Raw genomic sequence first — 19,434 nt, 5'->3', positions numbered from 1 at the left:
CGGCATTCGCCCTATGGTTGGTTCGTGCCCGTGCGCGTGTTGCTGGTCGACGACCACGAAGTGGTCCGCAGGGGACTGCGTGAGCTGCTCGACGACGAGGACGACATCACCGTGGTCGCCGAAGCGGGCGGGGTGGGCGAGGCGTTCGTCCGCGCGTCCGCCACCAGGCCCGACGTGGCGGTGGTGGACGTCCGGCTGCCGGACGGGACCGGGGTGGAGCTGTGCCGCCGGCTGCGCGACCTGGACGTCCGGTGCCTGGTGCTGACCGCGTTCGACGACGAGGAGGCGCTGGTCGGCGCGATCATGGCGGGCGCGTCCGGATATCTGCTCAAGCAGGTGCGCGGGCAGGACCTGGTGGTGGCGGTGCGGGAGGTCGCGGCAGGCCGCTCGCTGCTCGACCCGCAGACCACGGCCCGCGTCCTGGACCGGATGCGCCGCCCGCCGGAGGTCGACGTGCTGGACGCGCTGACCGAGCAGGAGCGGCGGGTGCTGGACCTGATCGGCGAGGGCATGACGAACCGGCAGATCGCCGAACGGCTGTTCCTGGCGGAGAAGACGGTGAAGAACTACGTCACGTCGGTGCTGTCCAAGCTCGGCATGGAGCGCCGCACCCAGGCCGCCGCCTGGGTGGCCCGCCGCTCGCGCTGATCCCCACCTGCCGCCGGCGGCCGATCACGTCAGCGGCACGTGCCAGGTGATCGTCGTCCCGGTGCGCGGCGACGAGGCCACCTCGCACCCGCCACCGGCCGCCAACGCCCGCTCCTCCAGGTGCCGCAACCCCCGCCGGGCCACCCCGCGCGGGATCCCGCACCCGTCGTCCGCGACCCGCAGCACGAGCCGTTCGGCGTCCTTCGCCACCTCGATCCCGACCGCCCGCGCCCCGGAGTGCCGCACCACGTTCGACAACGCCTCCCGCAACGCCGCCCGCGCGTGGTCGGCCAGCTCGGGCGGCACCTCCGCCAGGTCCCCGTCGATCCGCACCTCGGGCTCGAACCCCAGCAGCTCCCCCGCCGTGCGCGCCTCGGCCAGCACCGAGCCACGCAGGTCGGCGTCACCGGGCTTGCCGGGGTCGGCGCTGCGCAACGCCCGCACCGTGGCCCGCACCTCAGCCATGGTCTGGTCGAGCTGGTCCACCGCGTCGGCGAGCCGCTCGCCCTCCCGACCCTCCAGCTTCAACCGCCGGTCGAGCAGGTCCAACTGGACACCGGTCGCGTAGAGCCGCTGGATGATCACGTCGTGCAGGTCCCGCGCGATCCGCTCGCGCTCCTGGTAGACCGCGACCCGTTGCCGCGCGGTGAACCCCTCGGCGAGCACGACCGCCAGCCCGGCCTGCGCCGCGAACGCCGCCAGCACGTCCACGGTGTCCGTGCTGAACGGCGTGGCCCCCTTGCGCCGGTACACCGCGAGCGCACCGATCCGCCGTTCACTGGTCCCGAACGGCGCCACCGCGAACGGCCCGTAGCCGCGCAACGCCTTGGGCACGAACGGGGCCGTGCGCGGATCGGTCGTGAAGTCGTCGGCCACCACCGGGACGCCGGTCCGGGCCGCGCGCGCGGCGGACGAACGGCTCGACAGCACGATCCCCACCGGATCGTCGTCGCCCGAGGACGTCTCGACGGTCAGCGTCCCGTCGTCCCCGGTGACCATCGCCAGCCCGAGGTCGGCCCCGGCCAGCTCTACCGCCCGCCGCACGACCAGCGGCAGCACGGCGTCCGGGTCGTCACCGGCCAGCGCGGCGGTGGTGATCTCGGTCGAAGCGGCAAGCACCAGGGCGGGGTCCACGGCCGTCAACGGTAGGCCCCGACCCCGACCCGCCCGTGGGACACCTCCCACACCTGATCGGCGCGCGCGGCCTCGTCGGGCCGGTGGGTGATGTGCACGACGGTGCGGTCCAGGCCGTCGACCAGGTCCAGCAGGTCGCGGGCGGACGCCTCGTCCAGGTGCGCGGTCGGCTCGTCCAGCAGCAGGACGTCGGCGTCGAACAGCAGGGCACGCGCCAGCGCCACCCGCTGCGCCTCGCCCCCGGAGAGCAGGGACGGGCCGACCACCGTGTCGAGGTCCAGGTGCAACCCGACCTGCGACAGCACGTCGAGCATCCGGGCGTCGTCGGCACGCGGGTCACCGATCCGCAGGTTCTCGCGCAACGACGTGGACACCAGCATCGGCTCCTGCGGACACCACGCCACCCGCTCAGGGCGCCGGACGACCCCGGCCGACGGCTCGACGAACCCCAACAACACCGCGAACAACGTCGACTTGCCCGCCCCCGACGGACCCACCACGGCGACCTTGGCCCCCGCCGGAACCCGACCGCTGACGCCGGTCAACACCGGCGCCCCGGCTCCCGGCCACCCCACCGTCACCTGCTCGAACTCCACCGCACCGGGACGCTCCGACACCAGCGCCCGGCCCTGCGCCGGCACGACGACCCGAACCGGCTCCGCTGCCCGTGCGCCACTCTCAGCTTGAACGCCCGAGATTGTCGGTGCCTCGTGCTTGGATTGAATCGGGGGGTCCCCAGGCCCGACCGACCGGTCATCGAGCCCGACCGCGTGATCATCTTGCCTGGTCGGAAGGCCATCGGAGCCGGTCGGGCGCGGCGCGGCCAGGTGCCGACGAGTCACGGCCGGGCGGTTCCCGGGCGCGGACTGTTCGACGATCCTCCCGTAGGACTCCCGCAGCGAGCCCCAGTGCTGGGCCGCCGCCGGCAACGCCCCGAGCACCTCCGCCAACGCCAACGGCACCAGCCCGAGCACCGGGGCCAGCAGCGGGTCGACGCCGGCCGCCGACGCCGTGCACGCCACGACCGCCATCCCCAGCGCCAGGTGCACGACACCGGTCGCCGCGCCGGCGCCGAACGCCTGCCGTCGCGCCAGCCGGGCGAGTTCGGCGTCGTCGGCGGCCAGCGACGCCCGCACCTTCCGGTCCGCCCGGAACGCGATGAGGTCCGGTGCGGCGGTGAGCAGCGTCAGCACGTCCTCCGACACCTGCCGCCGGCCACGGGCCAGGACGGTGCTCGCCCGGCGTTCCGCAGCCACCGCGACCAACGGCGCGAGCGTTCCGCCGACCAGCACCGCCAGCCCGAGCGCGACCCCGGCCCACGGCGAGATCAAGGCGAACAGCACCACCGCCGCCGCACCGACCCCGGCCGCGACCAGCGGTGGTTGCAGGACGCGCGGAACCAGGTCGCGCACGGTGTCCACGTCGTCCACCAGGCGGGTCAGCTCCGCGCGGCCCGGTCGCAGGCTGCGCCACAGCCGGACGCGCAGGTCCTCGGCGAACCGGAACGCCGCGTCGTGCGACACCAGGCGCTCCAGGTACCGGAACACGCCCTTGGCCAGCGCGAACGTCCGGACCCCGACCACCAGCACGGACAGCGTCAGGATCGGCGGCTGGGTGGCGGCCTTGGCGATCAGGTACGCGGCGAGCGCGGTCAGCGCGACCCCGCCGGCCGAGGCGGCAACCCCCAGTGCCGCCCCGGCCAGCATTCGGGTCGTCGGCCTCGGCGTCCGTGGTGGAGCCGTCCGGCCGACTTCGTGGTCCACGGACACCGCCGCGACAGCGGTGTCGGCTCGCCCGACGATCCGGTGCGTGGCCAGCAGCACGGTCGCGCCCCGGTCGGCGGCCCGCTGCACGGCGGCCATCACCTTGGCGGCGGTGGCCGGGTCCAGGTGGGCGGTGGGCTCGTCCAGCAGGAGGATCGTCGCCCCGTCCCGCACGCGGGTGAGCGCGCGGGCGATGGCGATCCGCTGGCGCTCCCCGGTGGACAGTTCGGCGATGGGCCGGTGCGCCAGCCGCTCGGCGGCGACCTCGGCCAGCACGTCGAGGTCCACCCGGCCGGTGGTCAGTTCCAGTTCGTCGGCGACGGTCCGGCCGGCGAACGCGGGCCGCTGCGGCACCCAGGCGATGGCGTCGCGGTCGACCACGACCTCGCCGCCGTCCGGCTCCACGAACCCGAGCAGCACGTCGAACAGGGTGGACTTGCCGGCTCCGCTGGGCGCGTCGAGCCGGTGCACCTCGCCGGGCCGCACGATGAAACCGACGCCGTCCGGGGCGTACCGGTCACGCCGCCGCACCCGCAGGTTGCGCACCTGGATACCGACGATCCTGCCGTCGATCGTCGACGGACCGACGATCGGCGCGCCAACTTCGCCCCCGGTTCGCCGACCGATCGTCAGCCGGCCGACGGTTCGCTCGTCAACGGACCGCCCGTCGACGATTCGCGCACCTACGGTCCGGCCGCCGATGGTTCGCGCACCCGCGGACGGACCGGGTTCCGGCACCTCGGCGACCCGCCGGACGGCCTCCATGCCGTCCTCGGACGCGTGGTGCGCCGCCCCGGCGGTGCGCAGCGGCAGGTAGCACTCGGGCGCGAGGATCAGCACGACCAGGCCGGTCAGCAGGGTCAGCTCGCCGGACACCAGCCGCAGGCCGATGCCCACCGCGATCAGCGCCACCGACAGCGACGCCGCGATCTCCAGCACCAGCGCCGACAGGAACGCCACCCGCAGCGTCCCCATCGTCGCCTCGCGGTACCGCTCGCCGACCTCCCGGACCGCCTTCGCCTGCGCCGCCGCCCGCCCGAACGCGGTCAGCACCGGCAGCGCCCGCACCAGCTCCGCGAGCCGGCCGGACAGCCGTTCCAACGCCGAGGCCGCCGCCGCGACCCGCGCCGAGGTGAACTTCCCGATCAGCACCGCGAACACCGGGATCAGCGGCAACGTCACCGCGATCAGCACGGCCGAGGTCGGATCGGTGAAGAAGATCCACGCACCCACCAGCACCGGCACGACCGCCGTCGTCACCAGGGCGGGCAGGTAGCGGGTGAAGTAGGCGTCCAGGGCGTCCAACCCCTTGGTCGCCAACGCGGTCAGCTCGGCCGGACCCCGCGACACGATCCACGCCGGACCCAGCCCCAGCGCCCGGTCGAGCACGGCGGCCCGCAGCTCTTCCTTCGCCCCGGCCGCCGCCCGCGCCGCGACCGTCTCCGTGGCCCAGGCCAGCACCGCCCGTGCGCACACCGCGAGGGCCAGCGACCACAACGACCCGCCGGCAACCAACGCGGACGCCAGCGCCACGGCCTGCCACACCAGTGCGCCCGCCGACAGCACCGCCAGCCCGCCACAAAGGGTCAACGCCCGGCGCGCCGAAGGTGAAAGAGCGGGTAGCGCGCCGAGCGGACCCCTCCCCGGCTTCTTGGCGGAAGGGGCTCCGGGGACGTTCACGAGACGACCGTAAGTCCGACCGACCTGTCCCGTTCAGGTACGACGGTCCCGTCCCCGGCAGGACCTAGGTCCCGCGCCGCCGTCCGCCATCAGGACGCGCGAAGAGGCCGGGTGGGGTCACCACCCGGCCTCCGACCCTGCTGCCGACTTCGCGTTCCCCTACGGAACGTGCACCGACGGGATGTGCCGGGTGCCGATGCGCTTGCGGAACACCCAGTAGGTCCACCCCTGGTAGGCCAGCACGGCAGGCGTGCCGAACGCCGCCACCCACGTCATCACGGTCAGCGTGTACGGGCTCGACGCCGCGTTCTCGATGGTGAGCGTAAAAGCGGGGTCCAAAGTGGACGGCAGGACGTTCGGGTACAGAGCGCCGAACAGCGCCACCACCGCACAGGCCACCGCGACACCCATCAACGCGAACGCCTGCCCCTCGCGCCGCAGGGCCAGCCGCGCGAAGGCACCGAACGCCGCCAGAGCCACGCCGATCGACGCCGCGTACGTCCACACCGACCCGAAGCGCAACTGCACCAACAGGAGCAGCACCACCAGCGGCGCCAGCGCGAACGGCGCGATCCGCAACGCCAACGCACGCGCCCGTTCCCGCACCTCACCCTCGGTCTTCAGCGACAGGAACACCGCGCCGTGCACGAGGGCGTACCCGGCGATCGCCAACGCCCCCAACAGGCTCTCCAGCGTGATCGACGCGAACGGCGACCCGACCCGGTCCCCGGCCGCGTCCAAGGGCAGCCCGAACACGTTGGTGGTCAACAGCAACCCGACACCCAGCGCCGCCACCCACGACCCGGTCACGATCACCGCGTCCCACACCCGGCGCCACCGCACCGAGTCCACCTTGCCCCGGTACTCGAACGCCACCCCGCGCCCGATCAGCGCCAGCAGGAACAGCACCAGCGGCAGGTAGACCGAGCTGAACAGCGAAGCGTACCAGCCGGGGAACGCCGCGAAGGTGGCACCGCCCGCGACCAGCAGCCACACCTCGTTGCCGTCCCACACCGGCCCGATCGTGTTGATCAGGACCCGGCGCTCGGTCTCGTCCCGGCCGAGCACCGGCAGCAGCATGCCGACGCCGAAGTCGAACCCCTCCAGGAACAGGTAGCCCAGCCACAGCAGGGCGATCACGCAGAACCAGAACGTGTCCACGACTCCCCCTCAGTACGCGAACGACAGGACGTCGTCGGCCTCGTCGCCGGACCCGGCCTTGGCGCCAGGCCCAGCCCCGTCACCTGACCCGACCCCGTCACCTGACCCGGCCCGGTCACCTGACCCGGCCCGGTCACCGGTCCCGGGCTCGCCACCCGACCCCGGACCGTCGCCGGACCCCGGACCGCCCGGGTCCGAACCCGGCAGCACGCCCGCGACACCGCCGCGGACGTACCGCCGGATCAGGAACACCTCGACACCGGCCAGCACCCCGTAGACCAGCGTCAAGGCGACCAACGACGTCAGCACCTCGCCCGGCGTCGAGTTCGACACGGCCCGCGCGGTGAACATCCACACCCCGTCGACGCCGGTCGGATTCGGCACCACCACGAACGGCTGCCGCCCCATCTCGGTGAAGATCCAGCCGAAGCTGTTGCCCAGGAACGGGGTCGCGATGCTCCCCAGCGCCAGCCACCTGAACCACCGCCCGCGCGGCGTCCGCCCGCCCCGGGTCAGCCACAGCACCAGCAGGCCCACGCCGGCCGAGATCGCGCCGAACCCGATCATCAGCCGGAACCCCCAGTAGGTGACCGGCAGCACCGGCACGTAGTCGATCGGCTTGCCCGACAGCTCGCCCAGCCGCTCGTCCACCGGGTAGTTGGTGCCGTACTTCTCCTGGTACATCGGCACGAGGTCGTCGATGCCCTTGACCTCGGTGCTGAAGTCGTTGTGCGCCAGGAACGACAGCAGCGCGGGCACGGTGATGCTCTTGACGTCCTCGCAGTCCGGCCGCGACACGTCGCCCACCGCGAACACCGAGAAGCTCGCCGGCGACTCGGTGTGGCACAGCGCTTCGGCGGCGGCCATCTTCATCGGCTGCTGCTCGAACATCAGCTTCCCCTGGAGGTCGCCGGTGATGGCCAGGCCGGTGAACGCCACCACGCCGACCCACGTGCCCAGCTTCACCGAGGACCGCCACACCGGTTCGTCGGCGTTCCCGCGCCACAGCTGCCACGCCGCGATGCCGACCAGGAAAGCGGCGGCCACCGCGAACGCGCCGAAGATCGTGTGCGGGAACGCGGCCAGCACGGTGTTGTTGGTCAGCACGGCCCAGATCGAGTTCAGCCGGGGCCTGCCGTCCACCAGCTCCACGCCCACCGGGTGCTGCATCCACGAGTTGGCGGCCAGGATGAAGTACGCGGACGCGATGCTGGCCAGCGAGAACGCCCACACGCAGGCCAGGTGCGCCTTGCGCGGCAGCCGGTCCCAGCCGAAGATCCACAGGCCGAGGAACGTCGACTCCACGAAGAACGCGACCAGGCCCTCCATCGCCAGCGGCGCACCGAACACGTCGCCGACGAAGCGCGAGTAGGCGCTCCACGTCATGCCGAACTGGAACTCCTGCACGATGCCGGTCACCACGCCCATGGCGAAGTTGATCAGCAGCAGCTTGCCCCAGAACTTGGTCATCGCCAGGTACTTGCGGTCACCCGTGCGCACCCAGGCCGTCTGCATCCCGGCGACCAGCAGCGACAGGCCGATCGTCAGCGGCACCATCAGGAAGTGGTAGACGGTGGTGATGCCGAACTGCCACCGCGCCAGGTCGAGGACGTCCACGACCACGACGCTAGGTCGGCGAGCCCGGCCCCGATCAGGTACGACGGTCCCGTCGGGCCCGGGACCAAGGTCCCCCGGTGCGGTCGGCATCACGTCGACCTGCACGGATGCGTCGACTACGATCGGTCGCGCCAGAGGGGAGTAGTTCCCGCGACCGCTGCTGTGCCGGGCGGTCCGGCGAGGTGATCGACATACTGGTCCGCCCAGCGCGGATCCGGTCCCTCACCCGTCTTCGGACGGGCGAACGAGACCTCCGGCCGGGCAGTGCATCACGCCCGGTCGGGGTCGTGCTGCCTCCGTCCGGGATCACGGACGTGGAGGTACCTCGTGGCAGCGGAGCTCATCGCCCTGGCAACCGCCTTCGGCATCATCTTCCTGGCCGAACTGCCGGACAAGACGATGGTCGCCACCCTCGTCCTGACCACCCGCTACCGGGCCTGGCCGGTGTTCGCCGGGGTCACCGCCGCGTTCGCGGTCCAGTGCGTGGTGGCGGCGACGTTCGGCGGCGTGCTGACCCTCCTGCCGGACCGCCTGGTGGCGGGCGTGGTCGCCGTGCTGTTCGGCGTCGGGGCGTTCCTGCTGCTGAAGGAGAGCTTCGCGGGTGACGACGAGGAGGACTCGGCCGGGTCGACGGCACCCGCGGTGTCGTTCCGGCGGGCGGCCCTGACGTCGTTCGGCGTGCTGTTCGCGGCCGAGTGGGGCGACGCCTCGCAGCTGGCCACCGCCGCGCTCTCCGCCCGCTACGGCGCTCCGGTGTTCGTCGGGCTGGGCGCGTTCCTGGCCCTGGTGACGGTCGCGGGGATCGCCGTGCTGGTGGGGCGCAGGATCGCCGGGCGCATACCGACCCACCTGATCCAGCGGGTCAGCGGCGTGATCTTCGCCGTGTTCGCCGTCTTCGCGGTGTGGCAGGCGGTGACGGGCTGACACCGGCGGCGGGCCGGACGTCGCAGCACCGGCCTGCGCGAGGCGTCTGCAGCCACCGGCCTGCGCGAGGCGTCGGCAGGCACCCGCCTGCGCGAGGCGTCGGGAACCACCGGCCGGTCCGGGGCGTCGGCGGCGGCTAGCGCAGGGCCTCAGCGACCTCCTGAGCCGCCCTCACGACCTGCGGCCCCACCACCTCACCGTCGAGCTTCTCCAGGGCCACCACGCCCACGCTGGCCCGCAAACCGGGCACGCCGCGCACCGGCGCGGCCACGCCGAACGCGCCCGGCTGGAGCTCACCGGTCGAATGCACCCACTGCCGCCCCTCCAGGGGCAGCCCGATCGCCTTCCCGGCCGCCCCGCGGTGCACGGGGTGGCGCGACCCGACCCGGTAGGCCACGTGGTAGGCCGTCCACGACGGCTCGACCACGGCGACGGCCTGCGCCTCGGTCCCGTCCGCGACGGTCAGGTGCGCGGTCGCCCCGACGTGCTCGGCCAGGACCCGCAGCGAGGGCTGCGCCGCCAGCCGCAACTGCGGCAGCACGTTGGAGGCCAGCCGCAGCACGCCCAGCCCCAGTCGCACCTTCGACCCCTCGCGCCGCACCAGCCCGCGCGACTGCAACGGCACCAGCAGCCGGTACACCGCGGCCCGGGACGCTCCGATGGCCGCGGCCAGCTCGCTGATCGACGGCGCCTCCGACTCGGCGTCGGCCACCGCCTGGAGCAGGGCCAGGCCCCGCTCCAGGGTCAGCGAGCTCTCCTTCGACCCGGCGGGCAGCGGGAGTCGGCCGCGCGGGTCAGGTCTGGCCACCGGCTGTTCCTACCTCTCCGTGTCGGCGGGTGCGACCGTGCCGACCACCTCGGCCAGGCCGACGAGTGAGCCGTGCTCCCCCGGCGCGGTCGCGGTGATGCGGACCGTGTCGCCGTCCTCGAGGAACGTCCGCTCCTCGCCGGCCACCCGCTGCGGCTCCTTGCCGCCCCAGCTCAGCTCCAGGAAGGAGCCGCGCTCGTCGCGGGAAGGGCCGGACACGGTGCCCGACGCGATCAGGTCGCCCGGCCGAACGGTAGCGCCGTTCGCCGACAGGTGCGCGAGTTGCTGCGCGAACGTCCACGACATCTCGCGGAACGGCGGCCGGGACACGACCTCGCCGTTCCACTCGACCTCGATCCGGACGTCCAGCCCCCACGGCCGCTCCTCGGCCAGGTAGGGCAGCACGGGGTTGCCCAGCGGCGGCGGGGCCACCCGGGCCACCGCGAACGCCTCCAGGGGCGTGATCCAGGCCGAGATCGACGTCGCGAACGACTTGCCCAGGAACGGCCCGAGCGGCTGGTACTCCCACGCCTGGATGTCGCGCGCCGACCAGTCGTTCACCAGTGCCACGCCGAACACGTGGTCCACCGCCTGCGACGGGGTCAGCCGGGACGCCACCGGCCCGCCGCACACGAAGCCCACCTCGGCCTCGATGTCGAGCCGGCCGGACGGTCCGAACACCGGCCCCTCGGAGGTCCGGCGCTGCCCGTGCGGGCGCACGACCGGCGTGCCGGAGACGACGACCGTGCCCGCGCGGCCGTGGTAGCCGATCGGGATGTGGGTCCAGTTCGGCAGCAGCGGCTCGCCGTCCGGGCGGAAGATGCGGCCGACGTTCTCCGCGTGGTGGCGCGACGAGTAGAAGTCCACGTAGTCGGCGACCTCGAACGGCAGCACCGCGCCGTCCAGCGCCACCAGCTCCGCCCCCCGCGGCGCCGCGGCGGCCGTCACGAGGTCCATCAGCCGGGCCCTGAGCTCGCTCCACGCGGGCCGTCCCGCCGCCAGCAGCGGGTTCAGCGTCGGCGTCGACACCAGGTCGGCCAGCCGGCCGAAGTGGTCCGCGATGGGGCGCAGCGGCAGCGCCCGGTCGCCCACCCGCACGGCGATACCGGACGGGAGCACGCCGTAGGGCAGGGTCTGCGGCCCGAAGGGCGCGTCGGCGCTGAACGCCGGGTCGTCGATCCAGGTCACAGCAGGCCCAGTTCTTCCAGGTCGGTGATGGGGTCGTCGAGCGAGCACGAGCCGTAGGAGGCGAACACCCCGCGCACGGCGTGCGCGGCCTGGTCGGACAGCCCGCCGGCTTCCGCCGACAGCGCCTCGGCGTCCGACGACGACAGCGCCTCGCGCACGTCACCGCCGGACAGGGCGCGGCCGGTGGCGACGAGCAGGTTCAGGAACCCGTGGTGGGTGAACCCGGTCTCGCCGTCGGTGTAGCGGACGGCGTGGTGGAGCCCGGCGGTGGCCTTGAACGCCACGCCGCCCGCCGCGACCACCGACAGGAAGTCGGCGACCTCGTCCACGCTCGGGAAGTTCTCCCTGGACAGGCCCCCGCAGCGCAGCTTGGGCCAGCTGCCGTGCTCGATGACCCGGCGGACGCCGTCCAGCCACTCGGGGGCGCCCCGGCGGGGCTCCACGACGCGGATCACGTCCTCGGGCACGAACTCGGAGACGCGTTCCAGCCACACCTCGTCCACGTCGGACGGGGCGGGCATCTCGACCATGCGCAGCGCGAGGAGCTCGCTGCGCGATTCGACGATCGACACCGCTTTGGGCACGCCGCCCAAGCCGGTGTCGATGACCAGCGAGAGGGCGATCGGCTTGACCGGCTTCACCTTGATCAACTCGGTGATCAGCTCGGCGAGACGTGACGCGGGACACAGGAAGAGTCCCACCGCACCAGCCCAGTCCCCGACGCGTGCGTCGAGGTGACCGCGAACCGCGTCGGGCATCGTCGCGTTGCCCGGTGGGAACAGCGCGGCGTCGTCGACGAGCCTCGCGAGCAGGGGCGGAGTGCCGCGTGGACCGGGCGCACGGAGTTCGAAGGCGCTTGACACGGCTGACACGCTAGTGGCGTACCGGTCAATGAACAAAGATGTCCGACTGTCGAACGCCCGGAGTGAAGGATGGCGTACTACCGCCAGGTGGGTGAGATCCCCCGAAAGCGCCACACGCAGTTCCGCACACCGGAGGGCGGGCTGTACGCGGAAGAGCTGATGGGCGTCGAGGGCTTCTCGGCCGATTCGGCGCTGCTCTACCACCGCCACCTGCCCACCGCGATCGTGAACGCGGAGACCGTCGAGGACACCCGCGGCACGCTCACGCCGAACCTCCCGCTGAAGCCGCGCGCCTTCAAGACACAGGATTTGACCTGGTCGGGTGACGTGGACGCGGTGACCGGACGGCGGCGCCTGTTCGGCAACGCGGACGTGACGATCGGCTTCGTCACCGCGAACGCACCCAGCCCGCTGTACCGCAACGCCGCCGGCGACGAGCTGCTCTACGTGCAGACCGGCGAAGGGGTCGTGGAGACCATCTACGGGGCTCTGACGGTCGGCGAGGGCGACTACGTAGTGCTACCGACGTCGTGCACGTACCGCGTGGTGCCGAACAAGCCGATGAACATCCTCGTCCTGGAGGCCACCGGACACATCGGGCCCCCGAAGCGGTACCTGTCGGCCAAGGGCCAGTTCCTGGAGCACTCGCCGTACTGCGAACGCGACATCCGCGGCCCGTCGGAGCCGCTGCTGGTCGACGGCGAGGACGTCGAGGTCCTCGTGCGGCACCGCGCGGGCCTGACGAAGTTCACCTACGCCGACCACCCGTTCGACGTGGTGGGCTGGGACGGCTGCCTGTACCCGTGGGTGTTCCACATCCGCGACTTCGAGCCCATCACCGGCCGCGTGCACCAGCCGCCGCCGGTGCACCAGACGTTCGAGGGCCCCAACTTCGTGGTGTGCTCGTTCATGCCGCGCAAGGTCGACTACCACCCGCTGGCCGTCCCGGTGCCGTACAACCACGCCAACGTCGACTCCGACGAGCTGATGTTCTACGTCGGCGGCAACTACGAGGCGCGCAAGGGCTCCGGGATCGGCGTCGGGTCGCTGTCGCTGCACCCCTCGGGCTGCACGCACGGCCCGCAGCCGGGCGCGGTGGAGGCGTCGCTGGGCGCGGACTTCTTCGACGAGACGGCCGTGATGGTCGACACGTTCCGCCCGCTGGACCTGGGCGAGGCGGCGCTGGCCGCGGAGGACCGCGGGTACGCCTGGTCCTGGGCGCGCCGGGGCCCCGACCTGGGGTGATCGACTCTTTGTCGGTGGTCGCCGCTACCTTCGGCAACCATGGACGCACAAGCGGTTCTGGCACTGGCCCCGGACAGCCAGGTGGCGAGCAGCGCCACCCGGCTGGCGGGGTCGTCCGGCTGGACCGGGTCCGGCCGCAGTGCCGAGGCCCTGTGGGGGCTGTGCAAGGGCAGCGGCCGGAACCCCTACCGGGTGTGCGTCGACCTGACCGACCGGGCGACGAAGTGCTCGTGCCCGTCCCGCAAGTTCCCCTGCAAGCACGCGCTGGCGCTGCAACTGCGTGACGCCCGGGAGCCGTTCGCCCCGGCGGAGCCGCCCGACTGGGTGGCCGAGTGGCTGGCGCGCCGGCAGCAGGCCGTGACACCGGTCGACACGTCCCCGGAGGCCGAGGAGCGGCGCGCCCGCGCCAAGGAGAAGACCGCCCGCAACCGGGCCGAGGCGGTGCGCGGCGGCGTGGCCGGGCTGGGCGACTGGCTGGCCGACGTGGCGGGCGCGGGCATCGCGGGCCTGCCGTCGCGGGACGCGGCCTGGTGGCACGCCATCGGGGCGCGCATGGTGGACGCGCAGGCGAAGGGCCTGGCGTCGGCGGTGGACGGGCTGCGCTCGGCGGTCGCCGCGGGTGGTCCGGAGTGGGCGCACGAGGCGGCCGACCGGCTGGGCGGGATGCACCTGCTGGTGCGGCTGGCGGACACGCCCTCGGAGGTGGTGCGGCGGCGGCTCGGGTTCGCCGTCGCGGAGGATGACGTGCGGGCCGGCGAGGGCTGGTCGGACCGCTGGCTGCCGCTGCTGCGGCTGGAGTCCGACGACGGTCTGGTGCGCACCGTCCGGCAGTGGGTGTGGGGCCGCGCGCACGGCTGGGTCACCGCGATCCGGCACGCGGGCGGCGGTGCGCGCCCGGTCCCGGTGCTGCCGCACGGGGTGGAGGTGCAGGGGGTGCTGCACCCGTACCCCGGTTCCGCGCCCCGGCGGGTGGCGCTGGGCGAGGTGGAGGCCGAACGCCCGGCTTCGCCGGTGCCGGCGCCCGCGGACTGGCGGGCGGCGTTGGCGGGGCTGGAGGAGTACCTGGTCGCCGATCCGTGGCTGCGCCTGCACCCGCTGGGGTGCGCCGGGGTGCGGTTGACCGCCGACGCGAAGCACCTGCTCGACGTGTCCGGCCGGGGGTTGCCGGTACGGGGTGACCTCGCGCTCGACCAGGCCATCGCGGTGACCGGCGGCGAGCCGTTCGACGCCTGGGGGCTGTGGAACGGCCGCGAACTGCGCCTGGGCGCGGTCGCCGAGCCCGGCCGGGCTCCGGAGGTGCTGGGATGAACGCCGCGCCGCCGACCGGCCACCCGACCGCCGCACCCGCGACCGCACCGGAGGTGGCGCGATGAGCACCGAGACGCCCGCCGACCGGACGGCGGACACCCGAACGCCCGCCGACCACGTGATGAGCACCCGAACGCCCGTCGAAGGCGCGGCGAACACCGAAACGTCCACCGACCGCCCGACGAACACCCGAACGTCCACCGACCGCCCGGCGCACACCCGAACGTCCACCGACCGCGCGATGAACACCCGAACGTCCACAAGCGGCGCGGCGAACACCGAAACGCCTCCAGCCGGCACCGCGAGCACCAAGGCCGCCTGGGACGAGACCGTGCAGGCCCTGCTGCTCGGCGCGCACCGGGCGGGCACCACGCCGACCGAGCTGCTGGACCGCTGTGCCGCCCTCGGCGTGGCCGCCCACGGCGCCCGGCTGCCACCCGTGGTCGACACCCCGCCGCTGCCCGCCGCGCCCGCCTCCGCGGACCGGGTGGCCGACCGACCGGCGCGGGCCGTGCTGGCGCAGATCCTGGCCCTGGACGACCAGATCCTGCTCACCGAGTGGTGCGGCACGGCCGCCGGCGCGGGGGTGGTCGCCGCCGCCGGGGAGCTGCCCACCCTGCTCGGCCTGGCCACCGCCCACCCCGGTCTGCGCCAAGCCGTCGCGAAGGTCCTCGGCACCCGTGGCCGCTGGCTGGCCTCCGTGCGCCCCGGCTGGTCGTGGGCGACCGACGCCTCCCCCACCGACGAGGTGGACCTGCTGGAAGCCCTCGACCTCCCCGGCGCGGCCAGGCTCACCGCGCTGCGCCGGGCCAGGATCGCGGACCCGGACGGCACCCGGGAGTTCCTCGCCGCGCAGTTCGGCGCCCAGCGCCGCGCCACCGACCGGCAAGCCCTGGTCGGCGCCCTCGAAGCGCGCCTGTCCGCCGCCGACGAACCGCTGCTGGAACAAGCCCTGGACGACCGCGCGATCGGCGTCCACGACGAGGCCCTGCGCCTGCTGCGCGCGCTGCCGACCTCCCGCCTCGCCGAACGGGCCGCCGAACGCCTGCACCGCGGCCTGTGGCTGACCGCGGACGGCTTCGACGTGCAGAGCGACGAGCTGTGGTCCGAGCCGGAACCGGAGCCGGACGAGGCCCGCGACCTGCTGCGCGACGGCTCGGAAACCGGCGTGGCCGGTCGGCTGCGCGGCGCGGCGGCCAGTGTGCCGCCCAGCCACTGGACGAACCGGCTGGACACCGACGACCGGGGCGCGGCGGGCGAGTTGGAACGGGGCCCGTGGGCCGCCGCCCTGCTGCGGGGTGTCGCGCAGCGGCTGCGGCTGGCCGTGGACGCCGCGCCGTGGGCGGTGGCCGCGACCCGGACGCTGACCGGCATGGAGCAGCTGGAGATGCTGGCCACGCTGCCGCCGGAGCTGGCCGCGCGGACCATCGCCGAGGTCTCCCGGAACTGGAACTACGACCTGCTCGACCACGCCTGCTCGCAGCTGCCCGCGCCGTGGTCCGCGCGGGCCACGGAGGACCTGCTGGACCGCTACGCGCGGACCCGCGACCCGAGGTGGCGGGCGGGCCGGCCGCCGGCCGTGCTGCTGGTGCGCGGCGACGCCGAGGTGCTGGGCGCGCACTGGGCCCGGATCACCGAGCGGTGGCCCGAGCGCACCTCCGACCTGGACGTGCTCCGCCTGCGGATGCAGCTCCGCGACGCCTTCACCCCCCGACCGGAAGGACCCCGATGACCACCGAGACCGTGCTGCGCCCCGCCGCGGAGCAGCAGTACGCCGCCGAGCTGGACGCGCTGGCGAAGGCGGACGACCGGCCGCGTCCGCCGCGCTGGCGCATGTCGCCGCAGGCGGTGGTCCGGTACGTGCTGGGCGGCACCCTGCCGGACGGCACCGTGATCAGCCCGAAGTACGTGGGCGACCGCCGGCTGGTGGAGATCGCCGTCGGCACCCTGGTGACCGACCGGGCGCTGCTGCTGGTGGGCGTGCCGGGCACCGCGAAGTCGTGGCTGTCGGAGCACATCGCGGCGGCGGTGAGCGGCGACTCGACCCGGGTCGTCCAGGGCACGGCGGGCACCGGGGAGGACGCGGTCCGCTACGGCTGGAACTACGCCCGGCTCATCGCGGAGGGCCCGAGCGAGGCGGCGATCGTGCCGAGCCCGGTGATGACCGCGATGCGGCTGGGCGCGGTGGCGCGCATCGAGGAGCTGACCCGGATGCCCGCCGAGGTGCAGGACTCGTTCATCACGATCCTGTCCGAGAAGACGCTGCCGGTGCCGGAGCTGGGCATCCAGGTGCAGGCGGTGCCGGGCTTCACGGTCATCGCGACCGCCAACGACCGCGACCGGGGCGTCAACCAGATGTCGTCCGCGCTGGCCCGCCGGTTCAACACGGTCGTGCTGCCGCCGCCCGCCAGCGAGGACGACGAGGTGCGGATCGTCTCCGCCCGCGCCGCGCAGCTGGGTCGGGCGCTGGAGCTGCCCGCCGAGCCGCCCGCGCTGGAGGAGGTGCGCCGCGTGGTGCGGATCTTCCGCGAGCTGCGCAACGGGTCCACAGTGGACGGACGAACCCAGCTCAAGCGCCCCAGCGGCAGCCTGTCCACCGCCGAGGCGATCTCGGTGGTCACCAGCGGCATGGCGTTGGCCGGGCACTTCGGCGACGGCACCATCACCGCGGACGAACTGGCGTCCGGCCTGCTCGGCGCGGTCGTGAAGGACCGGGTGTCGGACACCGCCGCGTGGCAGGAGTACCTGGAAGCCGTGGTGAAGGAACGCGCCGACTGGCGTGACCTCTACCGGGCGTGCCAGGACCGCTGATGGCCAAGGACCTGCCCGAGCGGGTGACGCTGCTCGGCATCCGACACCACGGCCCCGGCTCGGCCCGGATGGTCGAGGCCGCCCTGGAGCGCACCGAGCCGGAGATCGTGCTCATCGAGGGCCCGCCGGAGGGTGACGCGCTGCTCGGCCACGTCCCGGACCTGACCCCGCCGGTGGCGCTGCTGCTGCACGACGAGGCGGAGCCCGCGAGCGCGGCGTTCTGGCCGTTCGCCGCGTTCTCCCCGGAGTGGCGGGCGATGGTGTGGGCGAACGCCCGCGGCGTGCCGGTGCGGTTCTTCGACCTGGCCGCCGCCGCGTCCCTGGCCGAGGAGCCGTCCGGGGCCCGCAAGGCGTCGCTGGACCCGCTGGGCACGCTCGCCGAGGCGGCCGGCTTCGACGACCCGGAGCGCTGGTGGGAGGACGTGGTCGAGCACCACACCGACCCGGCGGACCTGGCCGAGGCGGTCGCGGAGGCGATGACCGCGCTGCGCGAGGAGTTCGCCGACGAGGTGGACGACCGCACCCTGCGCCGCGAGGCCGCGATGCGCCAGAACCTGCGGCAGGCCTTGAAGGACACCGACGGCCCGGTCGCGGTCGTCTGCGGGGCGTGGCACGTGCCCGCGCTGCGCACGCTGCCGCCCGCGTCGACCGACGCGGCGATGCTCAAAGGCCTGCCGAAGAAGAAGGTCTCCGGCACCTGGGTTCCGTGGAGCCACGGCAAGCTGGCCACCGCGTCCGGCTACGGCGCGGGCATCGACTCGCCCGGCTGGTACGCGCACCTGTGGGAGTGCGCCCCCCGAGGCGACACGGTGGCCCGTTGGTTCGCCCGCGCCTGCACCGTGCTGCGCGCCGAGGACCTGCCGGCGTCCACCGCGAGCGCCGTGGAGGCCGTGCGGCTGGCCGACACGCTGGCCGCCCTGCGCGGTCGGCCGTCGCCGGGGCTGTCGGAGGTCATGGAGGCCGCGAAAGCGGTGCTGTGCAACGGCGACCAGGTGCCGCTGGACCTGATCCACGACCGGCTCGTGGTCGGCGAACGGCTCGGCGAGGTCGGCGCGGACGTCCCCACGTCCCCGCTGGCCGCCGACCTCGACCGCCTCACCAGACGCCTGCGCCTGCCCCTGAACGCGACCCCGAAGCAGATCCGGCTGGACCTCCGCAAGGACACCGACCGCGAGCGCTCGAAACTGCTGCGCCGGCTGGAGGTCCTGGACGTGCCCTGGGGCACCCCGGACACCACCAGGACCCTCGGCACGTTCGCCGAGGCCTGGCAGCTGCACTGGAAACCGGAGTTCGCGGTGGCCCTGGCCACCGCCGCCCGGCACGGCACGACGGTGGCGGCGGCGGCCGACCAGGTGCTGACCGGCCGGGCGGCCGACGCGACCCGCGTGGTCGACGCCGCGGAAACCCTGAGCCGGTCCGTCGGCTGCGAGATCCCCACCGCCGTCACGGCGGCCCGCACCGCCCTGGACCGCTGCGCGGCGGCGGCGACGGACGCGCTGGAACTCCTCGCGGCGCTACCCGACCTGGCGACGACCGTCCGCTACGGCTCGGTCCGCGGCACCGACCCGGAACTCCTGCGGGTGGCGCTGCACGGCCTGCTCGCACGGGGCGCGGTGGGCCTGCCCCTGGCGTGCCGGGGCGTGGACGACGACACGGCGGAACGCGCCATCGCCGCCGTGGACGGTGCCGACGACGCCGTGCGCCTGGCGGCCGACGACGACCACAGGGACACCTGGCGGCAAGCCCTCCGGTCGCTGGTGGCCATGCCCGACGCCCACGGCCTGCCGACCGGCCGGGCGACCAGGCTGCTCTGGGAGTCCGGTGCGCTCGACTCCGACGCCGTGGCGGCCAGGCTGCACCGGGCGGTCTCCCTGGCGGCCGGCGCGACCGCTTTCGTGGCCGGCTTCCTGCGGGGCTCGGCCGCCCTGCTCACCGCCGACCCGAGGCTGTTCGGCGTGGTCGACGACTGGCTGTCCGGCCTGACCACCGCGGACTTCGAGGCCGCCCTGCCCCTGCTGCGCCGGGCCGTCGCCGAGTTCAGCCCCGCCGAACGCCGGATGCTCGGCGACCGGGTGAAGGGCTCCACCAGGGGCGCCACGGCCACCGCCGCCGACTGGGACGAAGCCCTCGCCACCCGGCTGGCCACCCACGTCCGCTCTCTGCTCGCCGAAGCCGCCCCATGACCGTCGCCACGACCCGCCCAGACCGCGCCCCCACCGGCCTCACCCCCACCGGCCTCACCCCCACCGGCCTCACCCCCACCGGCGGCGCTCCCACCGGCAGC

14 protein-coding genes are annotated in these 19,434 nt (G+C 74.1%); 7 read left to right on the top strand and 7 right to left on the bottom strand.

Features of this window, described 5'->3' with window-relative positions; all coding sequences use genetic code 11:
• Window positions 1–24 precede the first annotated feature (24 nt).
• The gene (locus FHS29_RS26775) at window positions 25–648 is read left to right on the top strand and encodes a response regulator (protein ID WP_184695153.1); all 624 of its coding nucleotides are present in this window, start codon (window positions 25–27) and stop codon (window positions 646–648) included.
• A 24-nt stretch (window positions 649–672) separates the two neighbouring features.
• Here FHS29_RS26775 and FHS29_RS26770 read toward each other — a convergent pair whose 3' ends face one another.
• The 4 genes from FHS29_RS26770 to FHS29_RS26755 all read right to left on the bottom strand — a co-directional run bounded on the left by FHS29_RS26770 (window position 673) and on the right by FHS29_RS26755 (window position 8,003).
• A complete protein-coding gene (locus tag FHS29_RS26770) occupies window positions 673–1,782 on the bottom strand; it encodes a GAF domain-containing sensor histidine kinase (RefSeq protein ID WP_376774474.1) in 1,110 nt (369 codons plus the stop codon).
• A gap of 5 nt (window positions 1,783–1,787) precedes the next feature.
• Complete coding sequence (gene cydD, locus FHS29_RS26765; protein WP_184695149.1) at window positions 1,788–5,225, bottom strand: thiol reductant ABC exporter subunit CydD; 3,438 nt, start codon at window positions 5,223–5,225, stop codon at window positions 1,788–1,790.
• A gap of 159 nt (window positions 5,226–5,384) precedes the next feature.
• The gene (cydB, locus tag FHS29_RS26760; RefSeq protein WP_184695147.1) at window positions 5,385–6,386 is read right to left on the bottom strand and encodes a cytochrome d ubiquinol oxidase subunit II; all 1,002 of its coding nucleotides are present in this window, start codon (window positions 6,384–6,386) and stop codon (window positions 5,385–5,387) included.
• A gap of 9 nt (window positions 6,387–6,395) precedes the next feature.
• Window positions 6,396–8,003, bottom strand: a complete 1,608-nt coding sequence (locus tag FHS29_RS26755; RefSeq protein ID WP_312865112.1) for a cytochrome ubiquinol oxidase subunit I — start codon at window positions 8,001–8,003, stop codon at window positions 6,396–6,398.
• Between the two features lie 327 nt (window positions 8,004–8,330).
• Here FHS29_RS26755 and FHS29_RS26750 point away from each other — a divergent pair, with 327 nt between their 5' ends.
• Window positions 8,331–8,927 carry a TMEM165/GDT1 family protein gene (locus FHS29_RS26750; RefSeq protein WP_184695145.1) on the top strand — a complete coding sequence of 199 codons (597 nt, stop codon included), beginning with the start codon at window positions 8,331–8,333 and terminating at the stop codon, window positions 8,925–8,927.
• Between the two features lie 136 nt (window positions 8,928–9,063).
• On the opposite strand, the gene FHS29_RS26745 is transcribed toward FHS29_RS26750, so the two are convergent.
• The 3 genes from FHS29_RS26745 to FHS29_RS26735 are packed head-to-tail and all read right to left on the bottom strand — an operon-like array spanning window position 9,064 to window position 11,786.
• On the bottom strand, window positions 9,064–9,735 hold the full coding sequence (locus tag FHS29_RS26745) for an IclR family transcriptional regulator (protein ID WP_184695143.1): 672 nt from the start codon (window positions 9,733–9,735) through the stop codon (window positions 9,064–9,066).
• Between the two features lie 9 nt (window positions 9,736–9,744).
• Window positions 9,745–10,923, bottom strand: a complete 1,179-nt coding sequence (locus FHS29_RS26740) for a fumarylacetoacetate hydrolase family protein (protein WP_184695141.1) — start codon at window positions 10,921–10,923, stop codon at window positions 9,745–9,747.
• Window positions 10,920–11,786 (bottom strand): hypothetical protein, encoded by an 867-nt coding sequence (locus tag FHS29_RS26735; RefSeq protein ID WP_184695139.1) that lies wholly within the window; start codon window positions 11,784–11,786, stop codon window positions 10,920–10,922. Before FHS29_RS26735 ends, FHS29_RS26740 begins: the two co-directional genes overlap by 4 nt.
• A gap of 69 nt (window positions 11,787–11,855) precedes the next feature.
• Between FHS29_RS26735 and FHS29_RS26730 the strand changes: the two genes are divergently transcribed.
• From FHS29_RS26730 to FHS29_RS26710, 5 genes are all read left to right on the top strand, one after another.
• Window positions 11,856–13,031, top strand: a complete 1,176-nt coding sequence (locus tag FHS29_RS26730) for a homogentisate 1,2-dioxygenase (RefSeq protein ID WP_184695137.1) — start codon at window positions 11,856–11,858, stop codon at window positions 13,029–13,031.
• A gap of 39 nt (window positions 13,032–13,070) precedes the next feature.
• Window positions 13,071–14,339, top strand: a complete 1,269-nt coding sequence (locus tag FHS29_RS26725) for an SWIM zinc finger family protein (protein WP_184695135.1) — start codon at window positions 13,071–13,073, stop codon at window positions 14,337–14,339.
• A gap of 61 nt (window positions 14,340–14,400) precedes the next feature.
• Window positions 14,401–16,071, top strand: a complete 1,671-nt coding sequence (locus tag FHS29_RS26720; RefSeq protein WP_184695133.1) for a DUF5691 domain-containing protein — start codon at window positions 14,401–14,403, stop codon at window positions 16,069–16,071.
• Window positions 16,068–17,150 carry an ATP-binding protein gene (locus FHS29_RS26715; protein ID WP_184695131.1) on the top strand — a complete coding sequence of 361 codons (1,083 nt, stop codon included), beginning with the start codon at window positions 16,068–16,070 and terminating at the stop codon, window positions 17,148–17,150. The genes FHS29_RS26720 and FHS29_RS26715 overlap by 4 nt, the downstream gene beginning before the upstream one ends.
• Window positions 17,150–19,333: a DUF5682 family protein gene (locus tag FHS29_RS26710; RefSeq protein ID WP_184695129.1), complete on the top strand. Its 2,184-nt coding sequence runs from the start codon at window positions 17,150–17,152 to the stop codon at window positions 19,331–19,333. Before FHS29_RS26715 ends, FHS29_RS26710 begins: the two co-directional genes overlap by 1 nt.
• The last annotated feature ends 101 nt before the right edge of the window (window positions 19,334–19,434 follow it).

It is taken from the genome of Saccharothrix tamanrassetensis (genome assembly GCF_014203665.1).
GTDB classification, from domain to species: Bacteria; Actinomycetota; Actinomycetes; order Mycobacteriales; family Pseudonocardiaceae; genus Actinosynnema; species Actinosynnema tamanrassetense.
The sequence above is the reverse complement of the archived record's forward strand: the minus strand, read 5'-3'. Positions and strand labels throughout refer to the sequence as shown.

Bases quoted from the DNA above. Each gene is read 5' to 3' on its own strand.
- FHS29_RS26730 (WP_184695137.1), top strand. From the start codon at position 11,856: ATGGCGTACTACCGCCAGGTGGGTGAGATCCCCCGAAAGCGCCACACG.
- FHS29_RS26725 (WP_184695135.1), top strand. From the start codon at position 13,071: ATGGACGCACAAGCGGTTCTGGCACTGGCCCCGGACAGCCAGGTGGCG.
- FHS29_RS26720 (WP_184695133.1), top strand. From the start codon at position 14,401: ATGAGCACCGAGACGCCCGCCGACCGGACGGCGGACACCCGAACGCCC.
- FHS29_RS26715 (WP_184695131.1), top strand. From the start codon at position 16,068: ATGACCACCGAGACCGTGCTGCGCCCCGCCGCGGAGCAGCAGTACGCC.
- FHS29_RS26710 (WP_184695129.1), top strand. From the start codon at position 17,150: ATGGCCAAGGACCTGCCCGAGCGGGTGACGCTGCTCGGCATCCGACAC.